Below are 18,252 nucleotides of genomic sequence, written 5' to 3'. Positions count from 1 at the left end.
TCGAAGCCGTCCTGACGGGGAGAAAGCCGAACCAACCCGGGAATCCTATGGATTCCTTCCCCGCCGGGACCCGTTCATGGCGTCCCTGCCCTCCGGATGCGGCCCGAATCACACCTTGCCGATCCCCAGCGTCGTCTCCGACGGCAGCAGTCCGGACCCGATCGCCGCCACCCACAGGGGGCCCAGGAGTTCGACGAGCCGCTCCCGCTCCTCATCGGTGAGCACCCGCCACGGGGCGGCCGCCGCCTCGTCCGTGCGCCGCTCGACCTCCGCGCGCAGCGCCCGGCCCGCCTCCGTCGCCGTACCGTCGCCCGCCAACAGGCCACGCTTCGCGAGGCGTTCGCGGGCCTGCGACCACTCCTCGTCGCTCCACCGCCGGCTCGCGAACACCTCCGGGCGGGCCGCACCGATGGCGGCGAACGAGACCAGCGCCTCGGCCGGGTCGAGCTCCGCGTCGGCGAGTGCCGCGAGGTGGCCGTCGCCGCGGTGTTCGCGCAGGACGGTCGCCGCGTGCCAGAGCGCGAGGTGCGGCTCGTCCGGCCAGGGAAGTGCGGCGTTCGCGGCGGCGAGCGGGCGGTCCGCCGTGTCGGCGGCCTGCGCGACGCGTCGCAGGAGCACGGCGGTCTCGGCCGTCTCCGGAGCGGTGACCGACTCCCCCAGCAGTGTGCGGTAGGTACGGTCGACGGCCCGTCGCCGGGCGGCGAGCACGGTGTCCGGCGAGGCGACGGACCAGATGGCGGGGACGTACGCGTCCACCATCCGCGGACTGAAGCTGTAGAAGGTCTCCGCCACCCGGCCGGCCGACGCCTCCCCGAGCGGCGCCGCCCGCCAGGCGAAGTAGCTCGGCCAGCGCTCGTCGACGGCGTACCCGAGCGCCGAGGCCTCCTCGAAGGCCTCCGGCGCGTAATAGAGAACAGCGTGCAGGGGCTCCAGCAGGTGCCACAGCTGCCGTACGCGACCCAGCTCGTCGGACATGTCTCCGCCTTCCGTCACCGCTTCGATCTAGTCACCGACTAGATTCCCTTGCGGCAGCAAGACTGCACCCCACCGCACCAACTTGTCAATGACTAGATTCCGCGTAGGCTGCTGTTCATGAGCAGTGACCGCACCTACCACCACGGCGACCTCCGGCGGGCCGTCCTCACCGCCGCCCTCGACGTCATCCGCACCGAGGGCCCCGCCGCGCTGAGCCTGCGCGACCTGGCCCGCCGGGCCGGCGTCTCCCACGCCGCCCCCGCCCACCACTTCAAGGACCGCACCGGCCTGCTCACCGCCATCGCCACCGAGGGCTACACCCTCTTCGCCGACGCCCTGGCCGAGGCGCCGGACCTACGGGAGCGCGGCGTGCGGTACGTACGCTTCGCGGCCGAACACCCGGCGCACTTCCAGGTGATGTTCCAGCCGGCCCTCTACCGCACGGGCGACCCGGACCTGATCGCGGCGAAGGAGCGGGCGTCGGTGGAACTGCGCGCGGGCGTCGACAGCCTCCCCTCCGGCGGCGGTGACGACGCCCGGCTCACCGGCGTGGCCGCCTGGTCCCTGGCCCACGGCTTCGCCACCCTGCTGCTCACCGGCAACCTGGCCGGGGCCGTGGGCGACCGGGACCCGGAGGAGGTGTTCCGCGCATTGGCCACGCCGGCCTTCGCGCAGGGTGGGCCCAACTGGCCCTGATCAGCCGGGAAGGAATGTGTACTCCAGCTCGTAGAGATGCCCTGCCTTGACCATCACCGTGGCCTCGATAGGCAGGTCACGATCACCGAGGACGACACGCAGGGTGCGGAGCACGGGGATGTCGCCGGGGAGCCGCAGCGATCGGTACTGCTCCTGGGTGGCCACGCGCGCCGACACCCTGTCCACGCTGCGCCTCGGCGAATACCCCAGCGCCGCGAGCAGGGTGGGCGTGCCGCCGGGAATCCTGCGACGCTCGGCCAGAGCGGTTCCGCCGGCGATCTCCAGCGGGTAGTACGAGGCCACGAGTTCCGCGGGCTCGTCATCGATGGACAGGAGTTGGCGCCGAAGCAGCGCGAGACCGCCCTGTTGAAGCCGCAGGGCGGCAGCCACGTCCGCCGGCGGCACCTCTTCCGCCACATCCAGCAGAGTGCTGCGGGCACGGACACCGGAGCCGGAGACCTCGGACAGCCAGCGGTAGGGCTCTCCGGAAGCCGCTGGCGCCATGTAGGCGGCGGGGCGCATGGTGCGCTGACGGTGCTCCCGTACGCTCACCGAAGCACCGGGCCGGCCGATCACCAACCGTTCGTCCTTGAGCAGGTGCAGGGCCTTCTGCACGGTGGCGTTCGAGGCCGCGAACCGGTCCTTGAGCTGGGCCGTGGACGGGAGACTGGCCCCCGGCCCCAGATCGCCGGACATGATCTCGTCGCGCAGATCGGCCGCGATCCGCTCATGGAGCGAGCGCCGGTCCTCGCCTTCGCCTTCCGCTTCGAGCACGGTCATCCGATCCCGATCTCGTACCGCAGCTTCTGCCCACGCGGTGACATCACCATGACGTCGGCCTGGATCGGCCGATCGTCCGCGTCCAGTGTGCGACGCGTCAACTCCAGGACCGGCACACCGGCGTCCAGGGCCAACGACGCCTGCTCGGCCCCGGACGGCATACGGGCCACGACCTGCTCCTCGGCCCGGACACCCACATACCCGAGATCGGCGAGCAGCCGGACGGCCCCGCCACGAATCTTGGCCGTCCCGCCCAGTCCCGTATCTGCGGCGATCGCCAATGGGTAGTAGGTGTCGGTCAGTTCGCACGGCACGTCGTCGAGATACATGATCCTGCGCCGCTCGACAACGCGGCTGCCGCGCCCCACGCCCAGCAGGTCGGCCACCCGGTCAGGGGCCACCACCTCTCCGGCGCGCACGATCCGCTGCGTGCCACGCCGCCCCTCGGCTGCCGCCTCGGCCCCCCAGGCATCACCCGCACCCGGGAGAGGCCGCGCCAGGTATCGGGCGGACGCTCCGGTCCACTCGCCTTCACCCATGACCTGCTCCTTCACCACCGACATCGAGAGGTCCTGCTGCTGAACACGGTAGGCGAACCCATTCGGCCACCAAAGACCACCTTGCCGCTATTCGCGAATAGCAGTACGGTGAGCGCGTTACGGCCCACGAGCAAGGCGGTGAACCACCGTGCCCCTGTCGCAGCAACGGCGTTTCCCCCGACGGCGCAGTTCCGTCGGTGCCTCACGCGACTTCGTCGTCAACGTCCTCGCGGAGTGGCAGCTCACGCCTCTGATCGAGGACATAAAGCTCTGCGTCTCGGAGTTGGCGACCAATGCCCTGCTTCACGGTGTCCCGCCGGGAAGAGAATTCGCCGTCCTTCTGCACACCGGCGGCGATGACGACTTCGTACGCCTGGAAGTGCGGGACAGCGGCGGCGGCCGACCGGTTGTTCAGTATCCGGACGAAGACAGTTGCTCCGGCCGCGGACTGTTCCTCGTCGGCGAGCTGGCTGCGGAGTTCGGCGTCGACCACCACGTCGTCGGAAAGACAGTGCGGCTGGCCTTCAAGAGGCCCTCTGGGGCCTGACGGCGGCCCCGGTACATCCCGCACAGGGCACCGGCCCCGCCCAAGATCCTTGGGCAGGGCCGGCGGGAATTCGCCCCCCCCTCACGACCCCAGGATCGTCGTAAGGAACTCCCCCGTCCAAGCCAGCAGTTCGCGCCCCACGACCGGCTTGCCGCCGATCCTGCCCGCGGTGGGGCGCGGGACCAGGATCTGGTGCAGGGCCGGCTTGATGATCGTCTTCGGGTGCAGGCGCTTCAGGCGCAGTTCCTGCGACTCGCGCAGGTCCACCGGCGCGAAGCGGATGTTCGACCCCTGGAGCACGATGTCGCCGACCCCGCAGGCGCGGGCCAGCATGCGCAGACCCGCGACCAGGAGGAGGTTCTCGACCGGTTCCGGAAGCTTGCCGTAGCGGTCGGTGAGCTCCTCGCGCACCGCCCTGATGTCGTCCTCCGAGGACGCCGAGGCGATCGAGCGGTACGCCTGGAGGCGCAGCCGCTCGCCGGGGGCGTAGTCGTGCGGGACGTGCGCGTCGACCGGGAGCTCGATCTTGACCTCCAGCGGCGGCTCCTCCTCCACACCGCCCTCGAGCGACGCCCGGTAGTCCGCGACGGCCTCGCCGACCATGCGGACGTACAGGTCGAAGCCGACGCCCGCGATGTGGCCGGACTGCTCGCCGCCCAGGAGGTTGCCCGCGCCGCGGATCTCGAGGTCCTTCATCGCCACGTACATGCCCGCGCCCATCTCGGTGTGCTGGGCGATCGTGGCGAGGCGTTCGTGGGCCGTCTCGGTGAGCGGCTTCTCCGGCGGGTACAGGAAGTAGGCGTAGCCGCGGTCGCGGCCGCGGCCGACGCGGCCGCGGAGCTGGTGGAGCTGGGAGAGGCCGAAGTTGTCGCCGCGCTCCACGATCAGGGTGTTCGCGTTGGAGATGTCGATGCCGGACTCGACGATGGTCGTGGAGACCAGGACGTCGAACTTCTTCTCCCAGAAGTCCACCACCACCTGTTCCAGCGCCTGTTCGGACATCTGGCCGTGGGCCGTGGCGATCCGCGCCTCGGGGACGATCTCGCGGAGGCGGGCTGCGGCGCGGTCGATCGACTCGACGCGGTTGTGGATGTAGAACGCCTGGCCCTCGCGGAGCAGTTCACGGCGGATGGCCGCGCCGATCTGCTTCTCCTCGTACGGGCCGACGAACGTGAGGACCGGGTGGCGCTCCTCGGGCGGGGTGGTGATCGTCGACATCTCGCGGATGCCGGTGACCGCCATTTCGAGCGTACGGGGGATGGGCGTCGCGGACATGGTGAGGACGTCCACGTTGGCGCGGAGCTTCTTCAGCTGCTCCTTGTGCTCGACGCCGAAGCGCTGTTCCTCGTCGACGATGACCAGGCCCAGGTCCTTGAACTTCGTCTCGGAGGAGAAGAGGCGGTGGGTGCCGATGACCAGGTCGACGGAGCCCTCGCGAAGCCCTTCGAGGGTCGCCTTCGACTCGGACTCCGACTGGAAGCGGCTCAGCGCCCTTACAGTGACGGGGAATTGGGCGTAGCGCTCGGTGAACGTACCGAAGTGCTGCTGGACGAGGAGGGTCGTGGGGACGAGGACGGCGACCTGCTTGCCGTCCTGGACCGCCTTGAACGCCGCCCTGACCGCGATCTCCGTCTTGCCGTAGCCGACGTCGCCGCAGATCAGCCGGTCCATGGGGACGGACTTCTCCATGTCCTCCTTGACCTCGGCGATGGTGGTCAGCTGGTCGGGCGTCTCCGCGTACGGGAAGGCGTCCTCGAGTTCGCGCTGCCACGGGGTGTCCGGGCCGAAGACATGGCCGGGGGCGGCCATGCGGGCCGAGTAGAGCTTGATCAGGTCGGCGGCGATCTCCTTGACGGCCTTCTTCGCGCGCGCCTTCGTCTTCGTCCAGTCGGCGCCGCCGAGCCGGTGCAGGGTCGGGGCCTCGCCGCCGACGTACTTCGTGACCTGCTCCAGCTGGTCGGTCGGGATGTAGAGCCGGTCGCCGGGCTGGCCGCGCTTGGCGGGGGCGTACTCGACGAGGAGGTACTCGCGGGTGGCGCCCTGCACCGTGCGCTGCACCATCTCGACGTAACGGCCCACGCCGTGCTGCTCGTGGACGATGTAGTCGCCCGCCTCCAGCGTCAGCGGGTCGATGGTCTTCCTGCGGCGGGCCGGCATCCGGCCGAGGTCCTTGGTGGCGGTGCGCTGGCCGGTCAGGTCCGTCTCGGTGAGGACGGCGATCTTGAGCGCGGGGTCGACGAAGCCGTGTTCGATGGCGCCGCAGGAGACGTGGACCAGGGATGGGCTGATCTCGGCGAGGTCCGCGTCCAGGCGGGCCGCGATGCCTTCGCCGCCGAGCACCTCGACGGTACGGGAGGCGAGCCCCTGGCCCTCGGTGACGTACACCGTGCGCCAGCCGTCGGCCAGCCAGCCCTTGGTGTCGGCGAGCGCCCGGGCGGTGTCGCCGCGGTACGCCTCCGGGGCGTGCATCCGGAGCTTGAGGGTGTCGTCGTCCAGCTCGTCGTCGGCGGCGAACGGGGAGATCGACCACCACATCATGTTCAGCTCGCGGGCCCGGTCGCGGACGTCCGCGATACCGCGCAGCGAGGCCGCGCCGACGTCGATGGGGGCCTCGCCGCCGCCCGCGGTGGCCGCCCAGGACGCCTCCAGGAACTCCTGGCTGGTGGCGACCAGGTCCGCGGCCCGCGTACGGACCCGCTCGGGGTCGCACACGACGGTCATGGAGCCCCGGGGCAGCACGTCGATCAGGAGTTCCATGTCGTCGACGAGGACGGGGGCGAGGGATTCCATGCCCTCGACCGCGATGCCCTCGGCGATCTTGTCGAGGAGTTCGCCGAGCTCGGGGTGGGCCTCGGCGAGCGCGGCGGCCCGCTCGCGGACCTCGTCGGTGAGCAGCAGCTCGCGGCAGGGCGGCGCCCACAGCCCGTGGTCGGCGATCTCCAGCGACCGCTGGTCGGCGATCTTGAAGTAGCGGATCTCCTCGACGTCGTCGCCCCAGAACTCCACCCGCAGCGGATGCTCCTCGGTCGGCGGGAAGACGTCCAGGATGCCGCCGCGCACCGCGAACTCGCCGCGCTTCTCGACCAGTTCGACGCGTGAGTACGCGGCTGCCGCAAGGGCCTCCACGGTCTCGCCGAGATCCGCGCTCTGCCCGATCCGCAGTGCCACGGGCTCCAGATCGCCGAGCCCTTTGACCTGCGGCTGGAGCACGGAACGGATCGGTGCGACGACGACGGAGACCGGCCCGGTCTCCGGGTCGTCCTGCCTCGGGTGCGCGAGGCGCCGCAGCACGGCCAGCCGGCGGCCCACGGTGTCGGAGCGCGGGGAGAGCCGCTCGTGCGGCAGGGTCTCCCACGACGGGTACTCCGCGATCGTGTCCGGCGGCAGCAGGGTGCGCAGCGCGGCCGCCAGCTCCTCGGCCTCGCGCCCCGTCGCGGTGACGGCCAGCACGGTCCGGCCGGCGTCCCGGGCGAGCGCCGCCACGGCGAAGGGGCGCGCGGCGGGCGGGCCGACCAGATCGATGTGCATCCGGTGGCCGTCTCCGGCGGCCTTCACCGCTTCGTCGAGCGCCGGATCACGTACGACGACATCCAGCAGACCGTGCAGGCTCATGAAGGGCTTCCGTCCGGGTAACGAGGGGGAGGTCTGACAGCCGGCTGCTGCCAGGGCAACACGAAGGGCCCGACACGTGCCACGGGCCGGGGTTCCAGCGTACGACTCCGGGGTGACAGCCGCTCCCGCAACGGGGCGCGCGCCGACGCCCGCACGCGGAAATCCCGCCCCGGGGCGTTTGGAGGAACGCCCCGGAGCGGGAACCGTCAGTCTATGCGGACCGCCCGCTCACCCGTCGGTGGCGATGGCCTTCAGCACGTTCATCCGCCCGGCCCGGAACGCCGGGACCAGTGCCGCGAACAGTCCGACGAAGGCCGAGGCGACGAACACCGTGATGATGGTCGGCCACGGGATCTCCAGGACGCCGAGACCCTCCAGGGCCAGCAGCTTCTGGGCCGAGGTGCCCCAGCCCATGCCCAGGCCGAGGCCGAGCAGGGCGCCGAACAGGGCGATGACCACGGACTCCAGCCGGATCATCCGGCGCAGCTGGCGGCGGGAGAGACCGATGGCGCGCATCAGGCCGATCTCGCGGGTCCGCTCGACCACGGAGAGGGCCAGGGTGTTCACGACCCCGAGCACCGCGACGATGATCGCGAGGGCGAGCAGGCCGTAGACGATGTTCAGAAGCTGGCCGATCTGGTCCTTCAAATCCTGCTTGAAGTCGGCCTGATTCTGCACCTTGTACTGCGGGTACTCGGCGAGCGAGCCCTTCAGGGCGGCGTAGGCTTCCTTCTCCTTGCCGTCCTGCGCCTTGGCGAACATGATCACGTTCTTGGGCATCTTGTCGGCGGGGACGTACTTTTCGGCGGTCGTGGTGTTCATGTACATCGCACCCTGGTCCACGGTCGTGTCGTCCGAGGTGATCGCGGCGACCTTCAGCTTCGCCGCCTCGCCCGCCTTGAACGCGACGGTGATCGTGTCGCCGACCTTGATGCCGTGCGCGGTGGCGTAGTCGTCGCCGACCGACATGGCGTTCTCGCCGTACGCGGCGCTCAGGTCACCGGCGACGGTCTCGCGCCGCAGATCCTGCGGGTACGTCGGGTCGGCGGCGGTGACGTCCTCGTCCGTCGTGGAGCCGTCGGGGTTGGTGAGCTTCGCGGCGATGGCCTTGTAGTTCGTGACGTGCTCGATGCCCGGCGCGGTCTCCAACGCCTTCGCGGCCTGCGGCACGATCAGCTGGCCGGTCGAGGACTGCACGATGAAGTCCGCGCCCACCGACTTGTCCAGCTCGTCCGTGGCCGAGGCGACCATGGAGGAGCCGACCACCGACAGGCAGGCCACCAGGGCCAGGCCGATCATCAGGGCCGCACCGGTCGCACCGGTCCGGCGCGGGTTGCGCAGCGCGTTGCGTTCGGCCAGCCGGCCGACCGGGCCGAACAGCCGCAGGACGACGACGCTGAGTGCCCGTACGACGACCCCGGCGAGCAGCGGGCCGATGACGATGAAGCCGATGAGGGTGAGCACGACGCCCAGACCGAGGAAGAGCGAGCCGTCGCTGGCCTTGTCCGCCTGCGTCGTCGCCCAAAGGGCTGCGGCACCGGCGCCGGTGAGGACCAGGCCGATGCCGGCCCGGATCCAGCCCGACTTGGCGTCCGCCGGTGTTCCGGCGTCGCGCAGGGCGGCCATCGGGGAGACCTTGCCGGCCCGGCGGGCCGGGATGTAGGCGGCGAGGACGGTCACGACGATGCCGAGCGCGAGTCCGATCGCGGGGGTCGTCCAGGCGATGGTGAGGTCCTTGGTGGACAGCTCCATTCCCATGGCGCCCATGAGCTTCATCAGCCCGACGGCCAGTCCGACGCCGGCGGCGACGCCCAGGATCGATCCGACGATGCCCAGCAGCACCGCTTCGAGGAGCACGGACCGGTTGACCTGCTTGCGGCTGGAGCCGATGGCCCGCATCAGGCCGATCTCGCGGGTCCGCTGGGCGACCAGCATCGAGAAGGTGTTGACGATGAGGAAGATGCCGACGAGGAAGGCGATCCCGGCGAAGCCGAGCATCGCGTACTTCATCACGTCGAGGAAGGAGCCCATCGAGTCCTTGTTGGCCTCCGCGGCCTCCTTCTGGGTCTGCACCTTGTACGCGGCCGAGCCGTCCAGTGCCGCGGTGACGTCCTGCTTCAACTGCGTGTCGGTGACGCCGTCTTCGGCGGTGATCGAAATCTGCGTGAAGACGTCGGGGCTGCCGAGGAGCTTTTGCTGGGCGGTGGCCGTGTCGAGGTAGACGATGGCCGCGCCCGGGTTGGTGACCTTGAAGGTGGCGATACCGCTGATGCGTGCCCGGATGTCGCCGGTGACCGCGATGGTACGCAGCTCGTCACCGATCTTCAGGCCGTGCTTGTCCGCGGTGTCGGCGTCGACCATGACCTCGGTCGGGCCGCGCGGGGCGTGGCCGGAGGTGATCTCCATGGAGCGCAGGTCGTTGGACGTCCAGTTGCCGGCGAGCGTGGGGGCGCCCGTGTCGGAGCCCATGTTCTTGTTGTCGCTGTCGACGACGGTGACCGCCGAGCTGGAGATCGCCCCCTCGGCCTTCTTCACGCCGTCGGCCTTCTCGACCTGGGCGATCACGGAGGCGGGCAGCGACTGGGGCTTGCCGTTCTCGGGGGTGTCGTCGACCTTCGCCGTCTTCGGGCTGACGGTGACATCGGCCGCCGTCGCCGCGAAGAGCTTGTCGAACGTGGTGTTCATCGTGTCGGTGAAGACGAGCGTGCCGCACACGAACGCCACCGACAGCAGGACGGCGACGGCGGACAGCGCCATGCGTCCCTTGTGCGCGAAGAAGTTGCGCATCGAGGTCTTCCAGACGGTCATGACGTCCGCCCGCGTGCGTCGAAGTCCTTCATCCGGTCGAGCACCTGGTCGGCGGTCGGGTTGAGCATCTCGTCGACGATGCGCCCGTCCGCGAGATACAGCACACGGTCGGCGTACGAGGCGGCGACCGGGTCATGGGTGACCATGACGATCGTCTGGCCGAGCTCGTCGACGGACTTGCGCAGGAAGCTCAGCACCTCCGCGCCGGCCCGCGAGTCCAGGTTCCCCGTCGGCTCGTCACCGAAGATGATCTCCGGCCGGGCGGCGAGCGCCCGCGCCACGGCGACGCGCTGCTGCTGGCCGCCGGAGAGCTCGGTCGGCCGGTGCTTCAGCCGCTCGGCGAGCCCGACGGTCTCCACGACCTGCCGCAGCCAGGCGGCGTCCGGCTTGCGGCCCGCGATGTCCATCGGCAGCGTGATGTTCTCCAGCGCGTTCAGCGTCGGCAGGAGGTTGAACGCCTGGAAGATGAACCCGATGCGGTCCCGGCGCAGTTGGGTGAGCTTCTTGTCCTTGAGCCCGGTGATCTCGGTGTCCGCGAGGTGGATCTGCCCGGAGGTCACGGTGTCCAGACCGGCGAGGCAGTGCATCAGCGTCGACTTGCCGGAGCCGGACGGGCCCATGATGGCCGTGAACTGCCCGCGGGCGATGTCGACGTCGACGTGGTCGAGCGCGACGACCCGGGTCTCCCCGGCCCCGTACGCCTTGACGACCTGCCGCGCCCGCGCAGCTACGGCCGTACGCCCTCCAGTGCCCCCGTGCCTGGGAATGGTTACAGCCGTTGTCACGGTTTTTCTCCTATGTCGGCCGGCGACGGGTCGTCGCCGTTCTGATGTGAAGTCTGGTCGCTGGAGGGGGTCGGGCGCGCTGGTGCCCAGCGCAGTCTTCGGGTGGGGTTTTCCCCACCCCGCCCCCTGTGGTCTGCCGCAATCTCTGTACGTGACAACGCTACGGAGCAGCCGGGCGGGCCGCGTCCTCCGCCGGGAGGAACGGCCCCTCGGCAGATCTGAGGAGCTTCCCCTAGGGGTCTGGGCCCGGGGGTGCACACGTATCTCAGGGACTGCGCCCTCGGGTGCACCACCCCTGGGTGGAGCGCAGGGGTCCGGTGCGTGCAGCTGCGAGGCGGAGGAGGGAGTCACTGCGATGGGGGTCCCCCACGCCTTTCGGGCTATGGGGGAATTGGCGACCGACGACAACGCCGCAGATGCGCGTGCCGGACCCCGCGAGCCCGGCATGATCCCAGCGAAAGGCCCTAACGCGCGGTGCGGGGCCGCGGGGCCAGCGCCGCGCGCAGGGCCGGGGTGAGGACGGTGCGCGTCTCGGCCGGGGTGAGAGCCGCGGGGGTGGCGAGCGGGTTCAGATAGCGGGTGTAGATGAGCCCGCCGAGGATCGTCACCACGGCCGTCGCGCGGGCGGTCGCGTCCCGGCCGCCCAGGAATTCAACAAGCCGGGCCAGCAGCTCGCGTTCCAGGTATTCGCGGATCACGTCGGTCGCCTCGTCGCCCTGTGTGGTGAGCCGGCGGAAGTCGGCGTCCTCCCACAGGCCCGTCACCGCGTCGACCAGCCGGCCCGGCAGCGTGGCCGGGTCACCGCCCAGGACCTCGTCCACCGCCAGGGCGTTGGCGCACTGGAACTGCATCACGTCCGCGAACAGGCCCTTCTTCGACCCGAAGTGGTAGGCGATCAGCGCCGGGTCGACCCCGGCGGCCCCGGCCACCGCGCGCAGTGTCGTGGCCCGGTAGCCGCGCTCCAGGAACAGCGCACGTGCCACCGGGACGATCGACTCGCGGGTCGGCGGGTTGCCTCGGGGGCGGCCTCGGGTGCGGGCGGCGGCGGGGACGGCGTTATTCATCAGCGTTGAGCGTGCGTTTCCTGATCGGCACAGTCAAGGGCGTTCCCACCGCCGCCGCACGAAGGATCACCCGCCATGCGTATCGCACTCTTCGGCGCCACCGGACCGACCGGCCGCCACCTCACCGCCCAGGCCCTCGCCGCCGGGCACGAGGTCGTCGCCGTGACCCGCCGCCCCGGCTCCCCGCCGGCCCGCCCCGGCCTCCGCCTGGCCGTCGCCGACGCCACCGACCAGGCGGCCGTCGACGCCGCGGTCGAAGGAACGGACGCCGTCCTGTCCGCGCTCGGCGCCCGCTTCAGCAAGGACTCCGTCTCCCTGTACTCGGCGAGCGCCACGGCGATCACCGACGCCATGGTCCGCCACGGCGTGAAACGGCTCCTCGCCGTCAGTTCCAGCATCGCCGACCCCGGCTGGCGGCCCACCGGCGCGCACTTCTTCAACCACGTGCTCGACCCGCTGGTGAACCGGCGCCTGGGCCGCACGCTCCACGAGGACATGCGCCGCATGGAGGACGTGATCCGGGCGACCGGCCTCGACTGGACCCTCGTCCGCCCCTCGGGCCTCTTCGAGCACCCCGTCGTCACGGACTACCGCACCGCACCGGTCAGCGCCGACGGCGTCTTCACCGCCCGTACCGACCTCGCCGCGAGCATGCTGCGCGAACTCGAGGAGCGGCGCTATGTCCGTACGGCCATGGGCGTCATCACCACCGAGGTGAAGCCGAACATCGCCAGGCTGATCTGGAACGAGGGCGTGAAGAAGAAGTGAGCAGGCAGGTCCTCCAACTCGGTTCCGAAGCACTGCAGTTCCTCGCCCGTCCCCGCACGGCCACCCTCACCACGCTGCGCCCCGACCGCACCCCGCACGTCGCCCCCGTCCGCTTCACGTTCGACGCGTCCACCGGTCTGGCCCGGGTGACCACCAGGGCGGGCGCCCGCAAGGCCCGCAACGTGTCGGCGGGCGGCCCCGCGGCCCGGGTCGCGCTCTGCCAGGCGGACGGCTTCCGCTGGCTCACCCTCGAAGGCCGGGCCGAGGTCGGCGACGACCCCGTACGCCTGGCCGAGGCGGTCGCCCGCTACACCGCCCGCTACCGCACGGCCCCGCCCGCCCCGCCGGACCTGGTCGTCGTCGAGATCACCGTCGACCGTGTCCTGAGCCTCGGCCTCCGACCCGTACGCACCCCGGACCAGAGAGTGATGTGACACCGCAATGCCCACCGTTCCCGTCCTCGGCACCACGATCCACTACCGCGAGTCCGGCGACCCCGACGGGCTGCCGTTCGTCTTCCTGCACGGCAACCCCACCTCCTCCCACCTGTGGCGCAACGTCCTTCCCGGGGTGGCCGCGCCCGGCCGCCGGCTCCTGGCCCCCGACCTGATCGGCATGGGCGAGTCCGGAAAGCCCGGCCTCACGTACTCCTTCGACGACCACGCCCGCCACCTCGACGCCTGGTTCGACGCGCTCGGTCTGGCCGAGGCCGTCCTGATCGGCCACGACTGGGGCGGCGCGCTCGCCTTCGACCGGGCTGCCCGGCTCCCGGGGGCCGTCCGCGCACTCGCCTTCACCGAGACGATCGTCAAGCCGCTGGTGGGCGACGAATTCCCGGCTGCAGGGCGGGAGTTGTTCACTCTGCTCCGGACTCCCGGCGTGGGCGAGTCGATGATCCTGGAGCAGTCGCTCTTCATCGAAGGCCTCCCGGCTACGCTCGCCACTTCCCTCTCCCCCGCCGACCTGGACGTCTACCGGCGGCCCTTCCCGACCCCGGACAGCCGGCGCCCGGTGCTGGCGTGGACGCGCATGCTGCCGCTGGACGGCGAACCCGCGGACGTCGTGGCGCGCATCGAGCGGTACGACGCCTGGCTGGCCGCCACCCCCCACGTACCGAAGCTGCTCGCCGCCTTCGAGCCGGGTCCGGGCGCGATGACCGACGCGGGGGCGGTGGCCTGGTGCGAGGAGAACATCGCGGGCCTGGAGGTCTCCCGTCACGGCGTGGCCGGTCACCACTCGCCGGAGGACCGCCCCGAGGAGCTGGCCGAGGCGATCGACGCCTGGGCCCGGCGCCACGGACTGGTGCGGCCGCCGGGGTCCGGCTGGGGCCCGCGCTAGTCGATTGCGGCATCGAGCCGCGCCGCCTCCGCCTCGCTCAACAGGATCTCCGCCGCCCCGGCCGAGTCCTGGACCGATGCCGGCCGGCTGGCCCCCGGCACCGGGATGACCGCCGGGGAGCGGGCCAACAGCCAGGCGAGGGCGATCCGCTGGGGGCTGACCCCGCGCTCGGCCGCGAGGGCGTGAAAGGCGGTGCCCGCCGAGGCCGGGCCCGCGTGGCCGTCGAGCGAGCTGCGGGAGATGCCTCCCAGCGGGCTCCACGGCAGGAACGCCAGGCCCAGTTCCGTACTCAGCCGTAGTGCGGGCTCGCTGTCGCGCACGGCGGGCGAGTACCGGTTCTGTACGGAGACCAGGCCGTCGCCGAGAATCGCGTGCGCCTCCCGGATCTGGCCGGTCGTCACGTTGGAGATCCCGGCGGCCCGGATCGTGCCGGCGTCGAGCAGGTCGCGCAGCGCGCCGACGGAGTCGGCCCAGGGGACGGCCGGGTCCGGCTTGTGCAGCTGGTAGAGGCCGATCGCCTCCACGCCCAGGCGCCCCGCGGAGGCCTCGGCGGCGCGCTTGAGGTGCCCGGGCGTTCCGGTGACCGTCCAGCTGCCGTTGCCGGGCCGGCCGCGTCCGCCCTTCGTGGCGATCAGCACGCCGGAGGTGTCGCCGCCGTGGAGCCGTAGCGCGCGGGCGATGAGGCGTTCGTTGTGGCCGCTCTCGCCGGCATGCCAGTGGTAGCTGTCGGCGGTGTCGATGAGGGTGACGCCCGCGTCGAGAGCGGCGTGGACGGTGGCGAGGGCCCGCTGCTCGTCCGGGCGTCCCTCGATGGAGAGCGGCATGGCGCCCAGGCCGATGGCGCCGACCGTGATGTTCCCGATGGTGCGCTGCCTCATGCCTGGTGCGCTCCTCGGGCCGCGGGGGCGGCGGAAGCGGTGACGGATTCGGCGGCGGCGCCCGGGAGCCAGTCGGCGGTACGGGAGAAGGCGAAACCCAGCGTCTTCGCACGGGAGTTGCTCATGGGGTAGTACCGGTCGAAGGAGAACGGCCCGGCCGGCTCGCCCGCGGCCGCCGTCCGGTACACGGGCCGGCGCCCGGTTGCCGCCGCGACGGCGTCGGCGATGTCCCGCACGTCGAGCAGCCCGTCGGAGCAGGCGTTCAGCGGGCCGGTGAAGCCGGTGGCCGTCGCCGCCCACAGGAGCAGGTCCGCCAGCTCCTCGTAGTGGATGAACACCGTGGGCAGCTCCCGCGCGTGCACGACGATGTCCGCGCCCCGGGCGAGGCGGTCGGCGTAGTACGCCAGCCGGCCGGTGAACTCCCGGGCTCCGCCGCCCAGTACGTGGGCGCTGCGCACGGAGGCGAAGCCGAACCGGCCGTCCTGGGTGAAGACGGCCTCGGCCTGCCGCTTGCCCTCGGCGTAGTGGGCGTCCAGGTAGGCCTCGTCGTGCCAGGGCAGGTCCGCGCGGACCGCCCACGTCGCCGGATCGACGCGCTCCTCCTCCGCCGGGGTGTCCTGTGCTCCGGCCGGCGGGGTGGCGGTCGCCGGGTCGTAGACCTCGATGGTCGACGTCATGACGTACCGCCGGGTGCGCCCGGAGAAGACGCGGACGGCGATCCCGGCCTGCACGGGCGTGTAGCAGACCTGGTCGACGACCACGTCGAACGTACGTGTGCCGAGCGCGGCGGCCAGCGCGGACTCGTCGTCGCGGTCGGCGACGAGGTGCTCGACGCCCGGGGGTGGCGGCGTGGAGCCGCGGTTGATGACCGTGACCCGGTGTCCGGCGGCGTGAAGCCGCTCGACCAGGAGCTTTCCGAAGTACCGGCTACCGCCGATGACGCAGATCCTTTGCATGCCCCCATCGTGGAGACGTACCGTCGCCAGCAGAAGTGCCCGCTTACTGGTTGCGTCGTAAGGAAAACTGTTGATCGATGTGCAGCGGCTCCGTGTCCTGCGGGCGGTGGCGGAGCACGGCAGCTTCAACCGGGCGGCCGCCGTCCTGCGCCTGACCCCCTCCGCCGTCTCGCAGCACGTGGCCGCCCTCGAACGGGGCCTCGGCTCCCAGGTCGTCACCCGCAGCACCCGCGGAGTCGCCCTCACCCCGGCCGGCCGGATCATGGTCGGCGCGGCCGAGTCGGTCGCCGCCGAGATCGAGCACGCGAAGCGGCAGGTCTCCGAACTCGGCACCGGCCGCGTCCAGCTCACCGTCGCCACGTTCACCAGCGGAGGCAGGCTGCTGCTCCCCGGTGCCCTCACCGCGCTGACCGCCGCTCACCCCGGCACCGTGCTGCACGTCCGGGAGTACGAGCCCGAGGACAGCCTCCCCCTGGTCCGCCAGGGCGCCGTCGACCTGGCGCTCGCTTACCACTTCGACGGCCCTCTGCCCGGGCAGCCGGGCGGCGGCAGCCCCGCCCTGGAGTGGACCCCGCTCCTGGACGACCCGCTGCACGTCGTCCTGCCCCTGGGTCACCGGCTGGCCGGACGCGAGGCGATCGTCCTGGCCGAGCTGGCGGGCGAACCGTGGGTGCTGGGCTGCCTCAAGACGGAGGCGTACCTGCGCCGTTACGCCGAGCGGGCGGGTTTCGAGCCCGAGGTGCGCGGCACCACGACCGACTACTTCTTCGCCCGCTCGCTCGTCGCCGCGCACATGGGCGTCTCGCTGATCCCGTCCATCGCGCTCACCCCGGAGGTGCCGGGCCTGTGCACCGTCCCGGTCGAGCCGCCGGCCCCGGCCCGGCACATCGGCGTGGCCACGCTCGGCCACCGCCGCGCCCGTGCGGAGATCACCGCTCTGGTACGCGCCCTGGAACACGCCTCCGCGGCGCTGCGCCCGTACGCGCCCTGACCGGCACCGGCCCCTCGGGGGCCGGGACCTCAGCTCCTGGCCGTGGCCGCCTCCGGGGCGGAGGTCGCCGCCGCCTTCCCGCCGGCGTCGGCGGAGCCGCGTACGGCCGGGATGAACGCCGAGATCAGCACGGCGACGAGGGCGACACCGCAGCCGAAGATCAGGCCCGTGCGGAACCCGGCCTCCGAGGTGAAGGTGAAGCCGGCCGTCTCCGTGGTCATCTGGGCGAGGACCGCACCGATGACGGCGGCGCCGATCGACGTGCCCAGCGCGCGCATGAGGGTGTTGAACCCGTTGGCGGCGGCCGTCTCGGAGGCCGGGACCGCGCTCATGATCAGGGCGGGCATCGCCCCGTACGCGAGGCCGACGCCGCTGCTGCTGACCATGAGGAAGAGCATCAGGCCCCACGCGGAGCCCATCAGGACGATCCCCAGACCGTAGGCGGCCGCGATGACCAGCACGCCGGAGATCAGCGTGAACTTCGGGCCGCGGGCGTCGGTCAGCTTTCCGCCGAACGGGGAGACGATCATCATCATGATGCCGCCCGGGGCCATCCACAGGCCCGCCTGGAGCATCGACTGACCCAGGCCGTAGCCGGTGGCCTCGGGGAACTGCAGCAGCTGCGGCGCGATCAGCATGCCGGCGTACATGCCGAAGCCGACGAAGAGCGACGCGAGGTTGGTGATGAGCACACGGGGGCGGGCCGTGGTGCGCAGGTCGACCAGCGGGTCCTTGGTGCGCAGTTCCCAGAAGCCCCAGGCGATGAGCACCACGACGGAGGCGGCGAACAGGCCGGTCGTCGTCGCGGAGCCCCAGCCCCACTCGGCGCCCTTGGAGACGGCGAGCAGCAGGCAGACCAGGCCGACCGCCAGGCCGAGGGCGCCGGGCACGTCGAAACGCTGCCCCTTCGCGGCGGCCGGCACGTCCGGGACGAGGAACCAGATCAGTGCGGAGATGGTGAGGGCCAGCACCGCGGAACCCCAGAACAGCACCCGCCAGTTCGCGTACTGGGCGACCGCGGAGGCGATCGGCAGGCCGAGGGCACCGCCGATGCCGAGGGAGGCGCTGACGAGCGCGATGGAGGAGCTCAGCTTCTCCTTCGGCACCACGTCGCGCAGCAGGGCGATGCCGAGCGGCACCATGCCCATGCCCATGCCCTGCAGACCACGTCCGACGATCATGGGGACGACAGTGGACGAGAGCGCGCACACCACGGAGCCGGCGAACAGCGGCACCGAGCACACGAGCAGCATCCGGCGCTTGCCCAGCAGGTCGCCCAGCCGTCCGGAGACCGGCACACAGACCGCGGAGACCAGCAGGGTGACGGTGATGACCCAGGCGGCGTTGGACGACGACGTGTTCAGGAGCTTCGGCAGCTCGGCGATGAGCGGGGTGACCAGGGTCTGCATGACCGCCGCCACGGTGCCGGCGAAGGCCAGCGTGGCGACCACGCCGCCGGATCTGGCTGTCGGCTGGGGGGCATCCATGAGGAGGGGCTCCTTGGGGTCGTGGTCC

General features: G+C 71.6%; 16 protein-coding genes. 6 read left to right on the top strand and 10 right to left on the bottom strand.

The annotated features are described in order from the left end of the window. Positions 1 to 108: 108 nt before the first annotated feature. Positions 109 to 975, bottom strand: coding sequence for an SCO6745 family protein (locus tag ABTX18_RS21680; protein WP_352124347.1), 867 nt, complete (start codon positions 973 to 975; stop codon positions 109 to 111). Positions 976 to 1,092: 117 nt separating this feature from the next. Here ABTX18_RS21680 and ABTX18_RS21675 point away from each other — a divergent pair, with 117 nt between their 5' ends. Then, positions 1,093 to 1,671 (top strand): TetR/AcrR family transcriptional regulator, encoded by a 579-nt coding sequence (locus tag ABTX18_RS21675; RefSeq protein ID WP_352124346.1) that lies wholly within the window; start codon positions 1,093 to 1,095, stop codon positions 1,669 to 1,671. Here the strand turns inward: ABTX18_RS21675 and ABTX18_RS21670 are convergent, their stop codons facing one another. Both ABTX18_RS21670 and ABTX18_RS21665 read right to left on the bottom strand, forming a co-directional pair. Continuing rightward, positions 1,672 to 2,451 carry a GntR family transcriptional regulator gene (locus ABTX18_RS21670; protein WP_352124345.1) on the bottom strand — a complete coding sequence of 260 codons (780 nt, stop codon included), beginning with the start codon at positions 2,449 to 2,451 and terminating at the stop codon, positions 1,672 to 1,674. Beyond that, complete coding sequence (locus ABTX18_RS21665) at positions 2,448 to 2,990, bottom strand: GntR family transcriptional regulator (RefSeq protein ID WP_352124344.1); 543 nt, start codon at positions 2,988 to 2,990, stop codon at positions 2,448 to 2,450. Before ABTX18_RS21665 ends, ABTX18_RS21670 begins: the two co-directional genes overlap by 4 nt. Before the next feature lie 148 nt (positions 2,991 to 3,138). Between ABTX18_RS21665 and ABTX18_RS21660 the strand changes: the two genes are divergently transcribed. Continuing rightward, positions 3,139 to 3,537 (top strand): ATP-binding protein, encoded by a 399-nt coding sequence (locus tag ABTX18_RS21660; RefSeq protein WP_352124343.1) that lies wholly within the window; start codon positions 3,139 to 3,141, stop codon positions 3,535 to 3,537. Positions 3,538 to 3,618: 81 nt separating this feature from the next. On the opposite strand, the gene mfd is transcribed toward ABTX18_RS21660, so the two are convergent. The 4 genes from mfd to ABTX18_RS21640 all read right to left on the bottom strand — a co-directional run bounded on the left by mfd (position 3,619) and on the right by ABTX18_RS21640 (position 11,806). Beyond that, a complete protein-coding gene (mfd, locus tag ABTX18_RS21655) occupies positions 3,619 to 7,149 on the bottom strand; it encodes a transcription-repair coupling factor (RefSeq protein WP_352124342.1) in 3,531 nt (1,176 codons plus the stop codon). Positions 7,150 to 7,377: 228 nt separating this feature from the next. Further along, positions 7,378 to 9,957, bottom strand: coding sequence for an ABC transporter permease (locus ABTX18_RS21650; protein ID WP_352124341.1), 2,580 nt, complete (start codon positions 9,955 to 9,957; stop codon positions 7,378 to 7,380). Next, positions 9,954 to 10,742, bottom strand: a complete 789-nt coding sequence (locus ABTX18_RS21645; protein ID WP_352124340.1) for an ABC transporter ATP-binding protein — start codon at positions 10,740 to 10,742, stop codon at positions 9,954 to 9,956. Before ABTX18_RS21645 ends, ABTX18_RS21650 begins: the two co-directional genes overlap by 4 nt. 464 nt (positions 10,743 to 11,206) lie before the next feature. After that, positions 11,207 to 11,806: a TetR/AcrR family transcriptional regulator gene (locus tag ABTX18_RS21640; protein ID WP_352124339.1), complete on the bottom strand. Its 600-nt coding sequence runs from the start codon at positions 11,804 to 11,806 to the stop codon at positions 11,207 to 11,209. A gap of 75 nt (positions 11,807 to 11,881) precedes the next feature. Between ABTX18_RS21640 and ABTX18_RS21635 the strand changes: the two genes are divergently transcribed. Genes ABTX18_RS21635 through ABTX18_RS21625 form a run of 3 tightly spaced genes read left to right on the top strand, consistent with a single transcriptional unit; the run spans position 11,882 to position 13,912 of the window. Further along, positions 11,882 to 12,574 (top strand): NAD(P)-dependent oxidoreductase, encoded by a 693-nt coding sequence (locus tag ABTX18_RS21635; RefSeq protein ID WP_352124338.1) that lies wholly within the window; start codon positions 11,882 to 11,884, stop codon positions 12,572 to 12,574. Further along, positions 12,571 to 13,008 (top strand): pyridoxamine 5'-phosphate oxidase family protein, encoded by a 438-nt coding sequence (locus ABTX18_RS21630; protein WP_352124337.1) that lies wholly within the window; start codon positions 12,571 to 12,573, stop codon positions 13,006 to 13,008. The genes ABTX18_RS21635 and ABTX18_RS21630 overlap by 4 nt, the downstream gene beginning before the upstream one ends. A gap of 7 nt (positions 13,009 to 13,015) precedes the next feature. Further along, positions 13,016 to 13,912: a haloalkane dehalogenase gene (locus ABTX18_RS21625; protein ID WP_352124336.1), complete on the top strand. Its 897-nt coding sequence runs from the start codon at positions 13,016 to 13,018 to the stop codon at positions 13,910 to 13,912. Here the strand turns inward: ABTX18_RS21625 and ABTX18_RS21620 are convergent. Beyond that, on the bottom strand, positions 13,909 to 14,790 hold the full coding sequence (locus ABTX18_RS21620; RefSeq protein WP_352124335.1) for an aldo/keto reductase: 882 nt from the start codon (positions 14,788 to 14,790) through the stop codon (positions 13,909 to 13,911). The two genes, ABTX18_RS21625 and ABTX18_RS21620, sit on opposite strands and share 4 nt — an antisense overlap. After that, on the bottom strand, positions 14,787 to 15,746 hold the full coding sequence (locus tag ABTX18_RS21615) for an NAD-dependent epimerase/dehydratase family protein (protein WP_352124334.1): 960 nt from the start codon (positions 15,744 to 15,746) through the stop codon (positions 14,787 to 14,789). Before ABTX18_RS21615 ends, ABTX18_RS21620 begins: the two co-directional genes overlap by 4 nt. Positions 15,747 to 15,816: 70 nt before the next feature. Here ABTX18_RS21615 and ABTX18_RS21610 point away from each other — a divergent pair, with 70 nt between their 5' ends. Beyond that, positions 15,817 to 16,737 (top strand): LysR family transcriptional regulator, encoded by a 921-nt coding sequence (locus ABTX18_RS21610; protein ID WP_352124333.1) that lies wholly within the window; start codon positions 15,817 to 15,819, stop codon positions 16,735 to 16,737. Between the two features lie 29 nt (positions 16,738 to 16,766). Here the strand turns inward: ABTX18_RS21610 and ABTX18_RS21605 are convergent, their stop codons facing one another. Beyond that, on the bottom strand, positions 16,767 to 18,224 hold the full coding sequence (locus ABTX18_RS21605; protein ID WP_352124332.1) for an MFS transporter: 1,458 nt from the start codon (positions 18,222 to 18,224) through the stop codon (positions 16,767 to 16,769). Positions 18,225 to 18,252 lie beyond the last annotated feature (28 nt).

It is taken from the genome of Streptomyces sp. NPDC096323 (genome assembly GCF_040302845.1).
Lineage (GTDB): Bacteria > Actinomycetota > Actinomycetes > Streptomycetales > Streptomycetaceae > Streptomyces.
This window is presented reverse-complemented; position numbering and strand designations above follow the sequence as displayed.

Excerpts from the sequence above, each read along its gene's own strand:
- ABTX18_RS21625 (WP_352124336.1), top strand. The coding sequence starts at position 13,016 with ATGCCCACCGTTCCCGTCCTCGGCACCACGATCCACTACCGCGAGTCC.
- ABTX18_RS21640 (WP_352124339.1), bottom strand. The coding sequence starts at position 11,806 with ATGAATAACGCCGTCCCCGCCGCCGCCCGCACCCGAGGCCGCCCCCGA.
- ABTX18_RS21680 (WP_352124347.1), bottom strand. The coding sequence starts at position 975 with ATGTCCGACGAGCTGGGTCGCGTACGGCAGCTGTGGCACCTGCTGGAG.
- ABTX18_RS21620 (WP_352124335.1), bottom strand. The coding sequence starts at position 14,790 with ATGAGGCAGCGCACCATCGGGAACATCACGGTCGGCGCCATCGGCCTG.
- ABTX18_RS21670 (WP_352124345.1), bottom strand. The coding sequence starts at position 2,451 with ATGACCGTGCTCGAAGCGGAAGGCGAAGGCGAGGACCGGCGCTCGCTC.
- ABTX18_RS21605 (WP_352124332.1), bottom strand. The coding sequence starts at position 18,224 with ATGGATGCCCCCCAGCCGACAGCCAGATCCGGCGGCGTGGTCGCCACG.
- ABTX18_RS21675 (WP_352124346.1), top strand. The coding sequence starts at position 1,093 with ATGAGCAGTGACCGCACCTACCACCACGGCGACCTCCGGCGGGCCGTC.
- ABTX18_RS21635 (WP_352124338.1), top strand. The coding sequence starts at position 11,882 with ATGCGTATCGCACTCTTCGGCGCCACCGGACCGACCGGCCGCCACCTC.
- ABTX18_RS21615 (WP_352124334.1), bottom strand. The coding sequence starts at position 15,746 with ATGCAAAGGATCTGCGTCATCGGCGGTAGCCGGTACTTCGGAAAGCTC.
- mfd (WP_352124342.1), bottom strand. The coding sequence starts at position 7,149 with ATGAGCCTGCACGGTCTGCTGGATGTCGTCGTACGTGATCCGGCGCTC.
- ABTX18_RS21650 (WP_352124341.1), bottom strand. The coding sequence starts at position 9,957 with ATGACCGTCTGGAAGACCTCGATGCGCAACTTCTTCGCGCACAAGGGA.
- ABTX18_RS21665 (WP_352124344.1), bottom strand. The coding sequence starts at position 2,990 with ATGGGTGAAGGCGAGTGGACCGGAGCGTCCGCCCGATACCTGGCGCGG.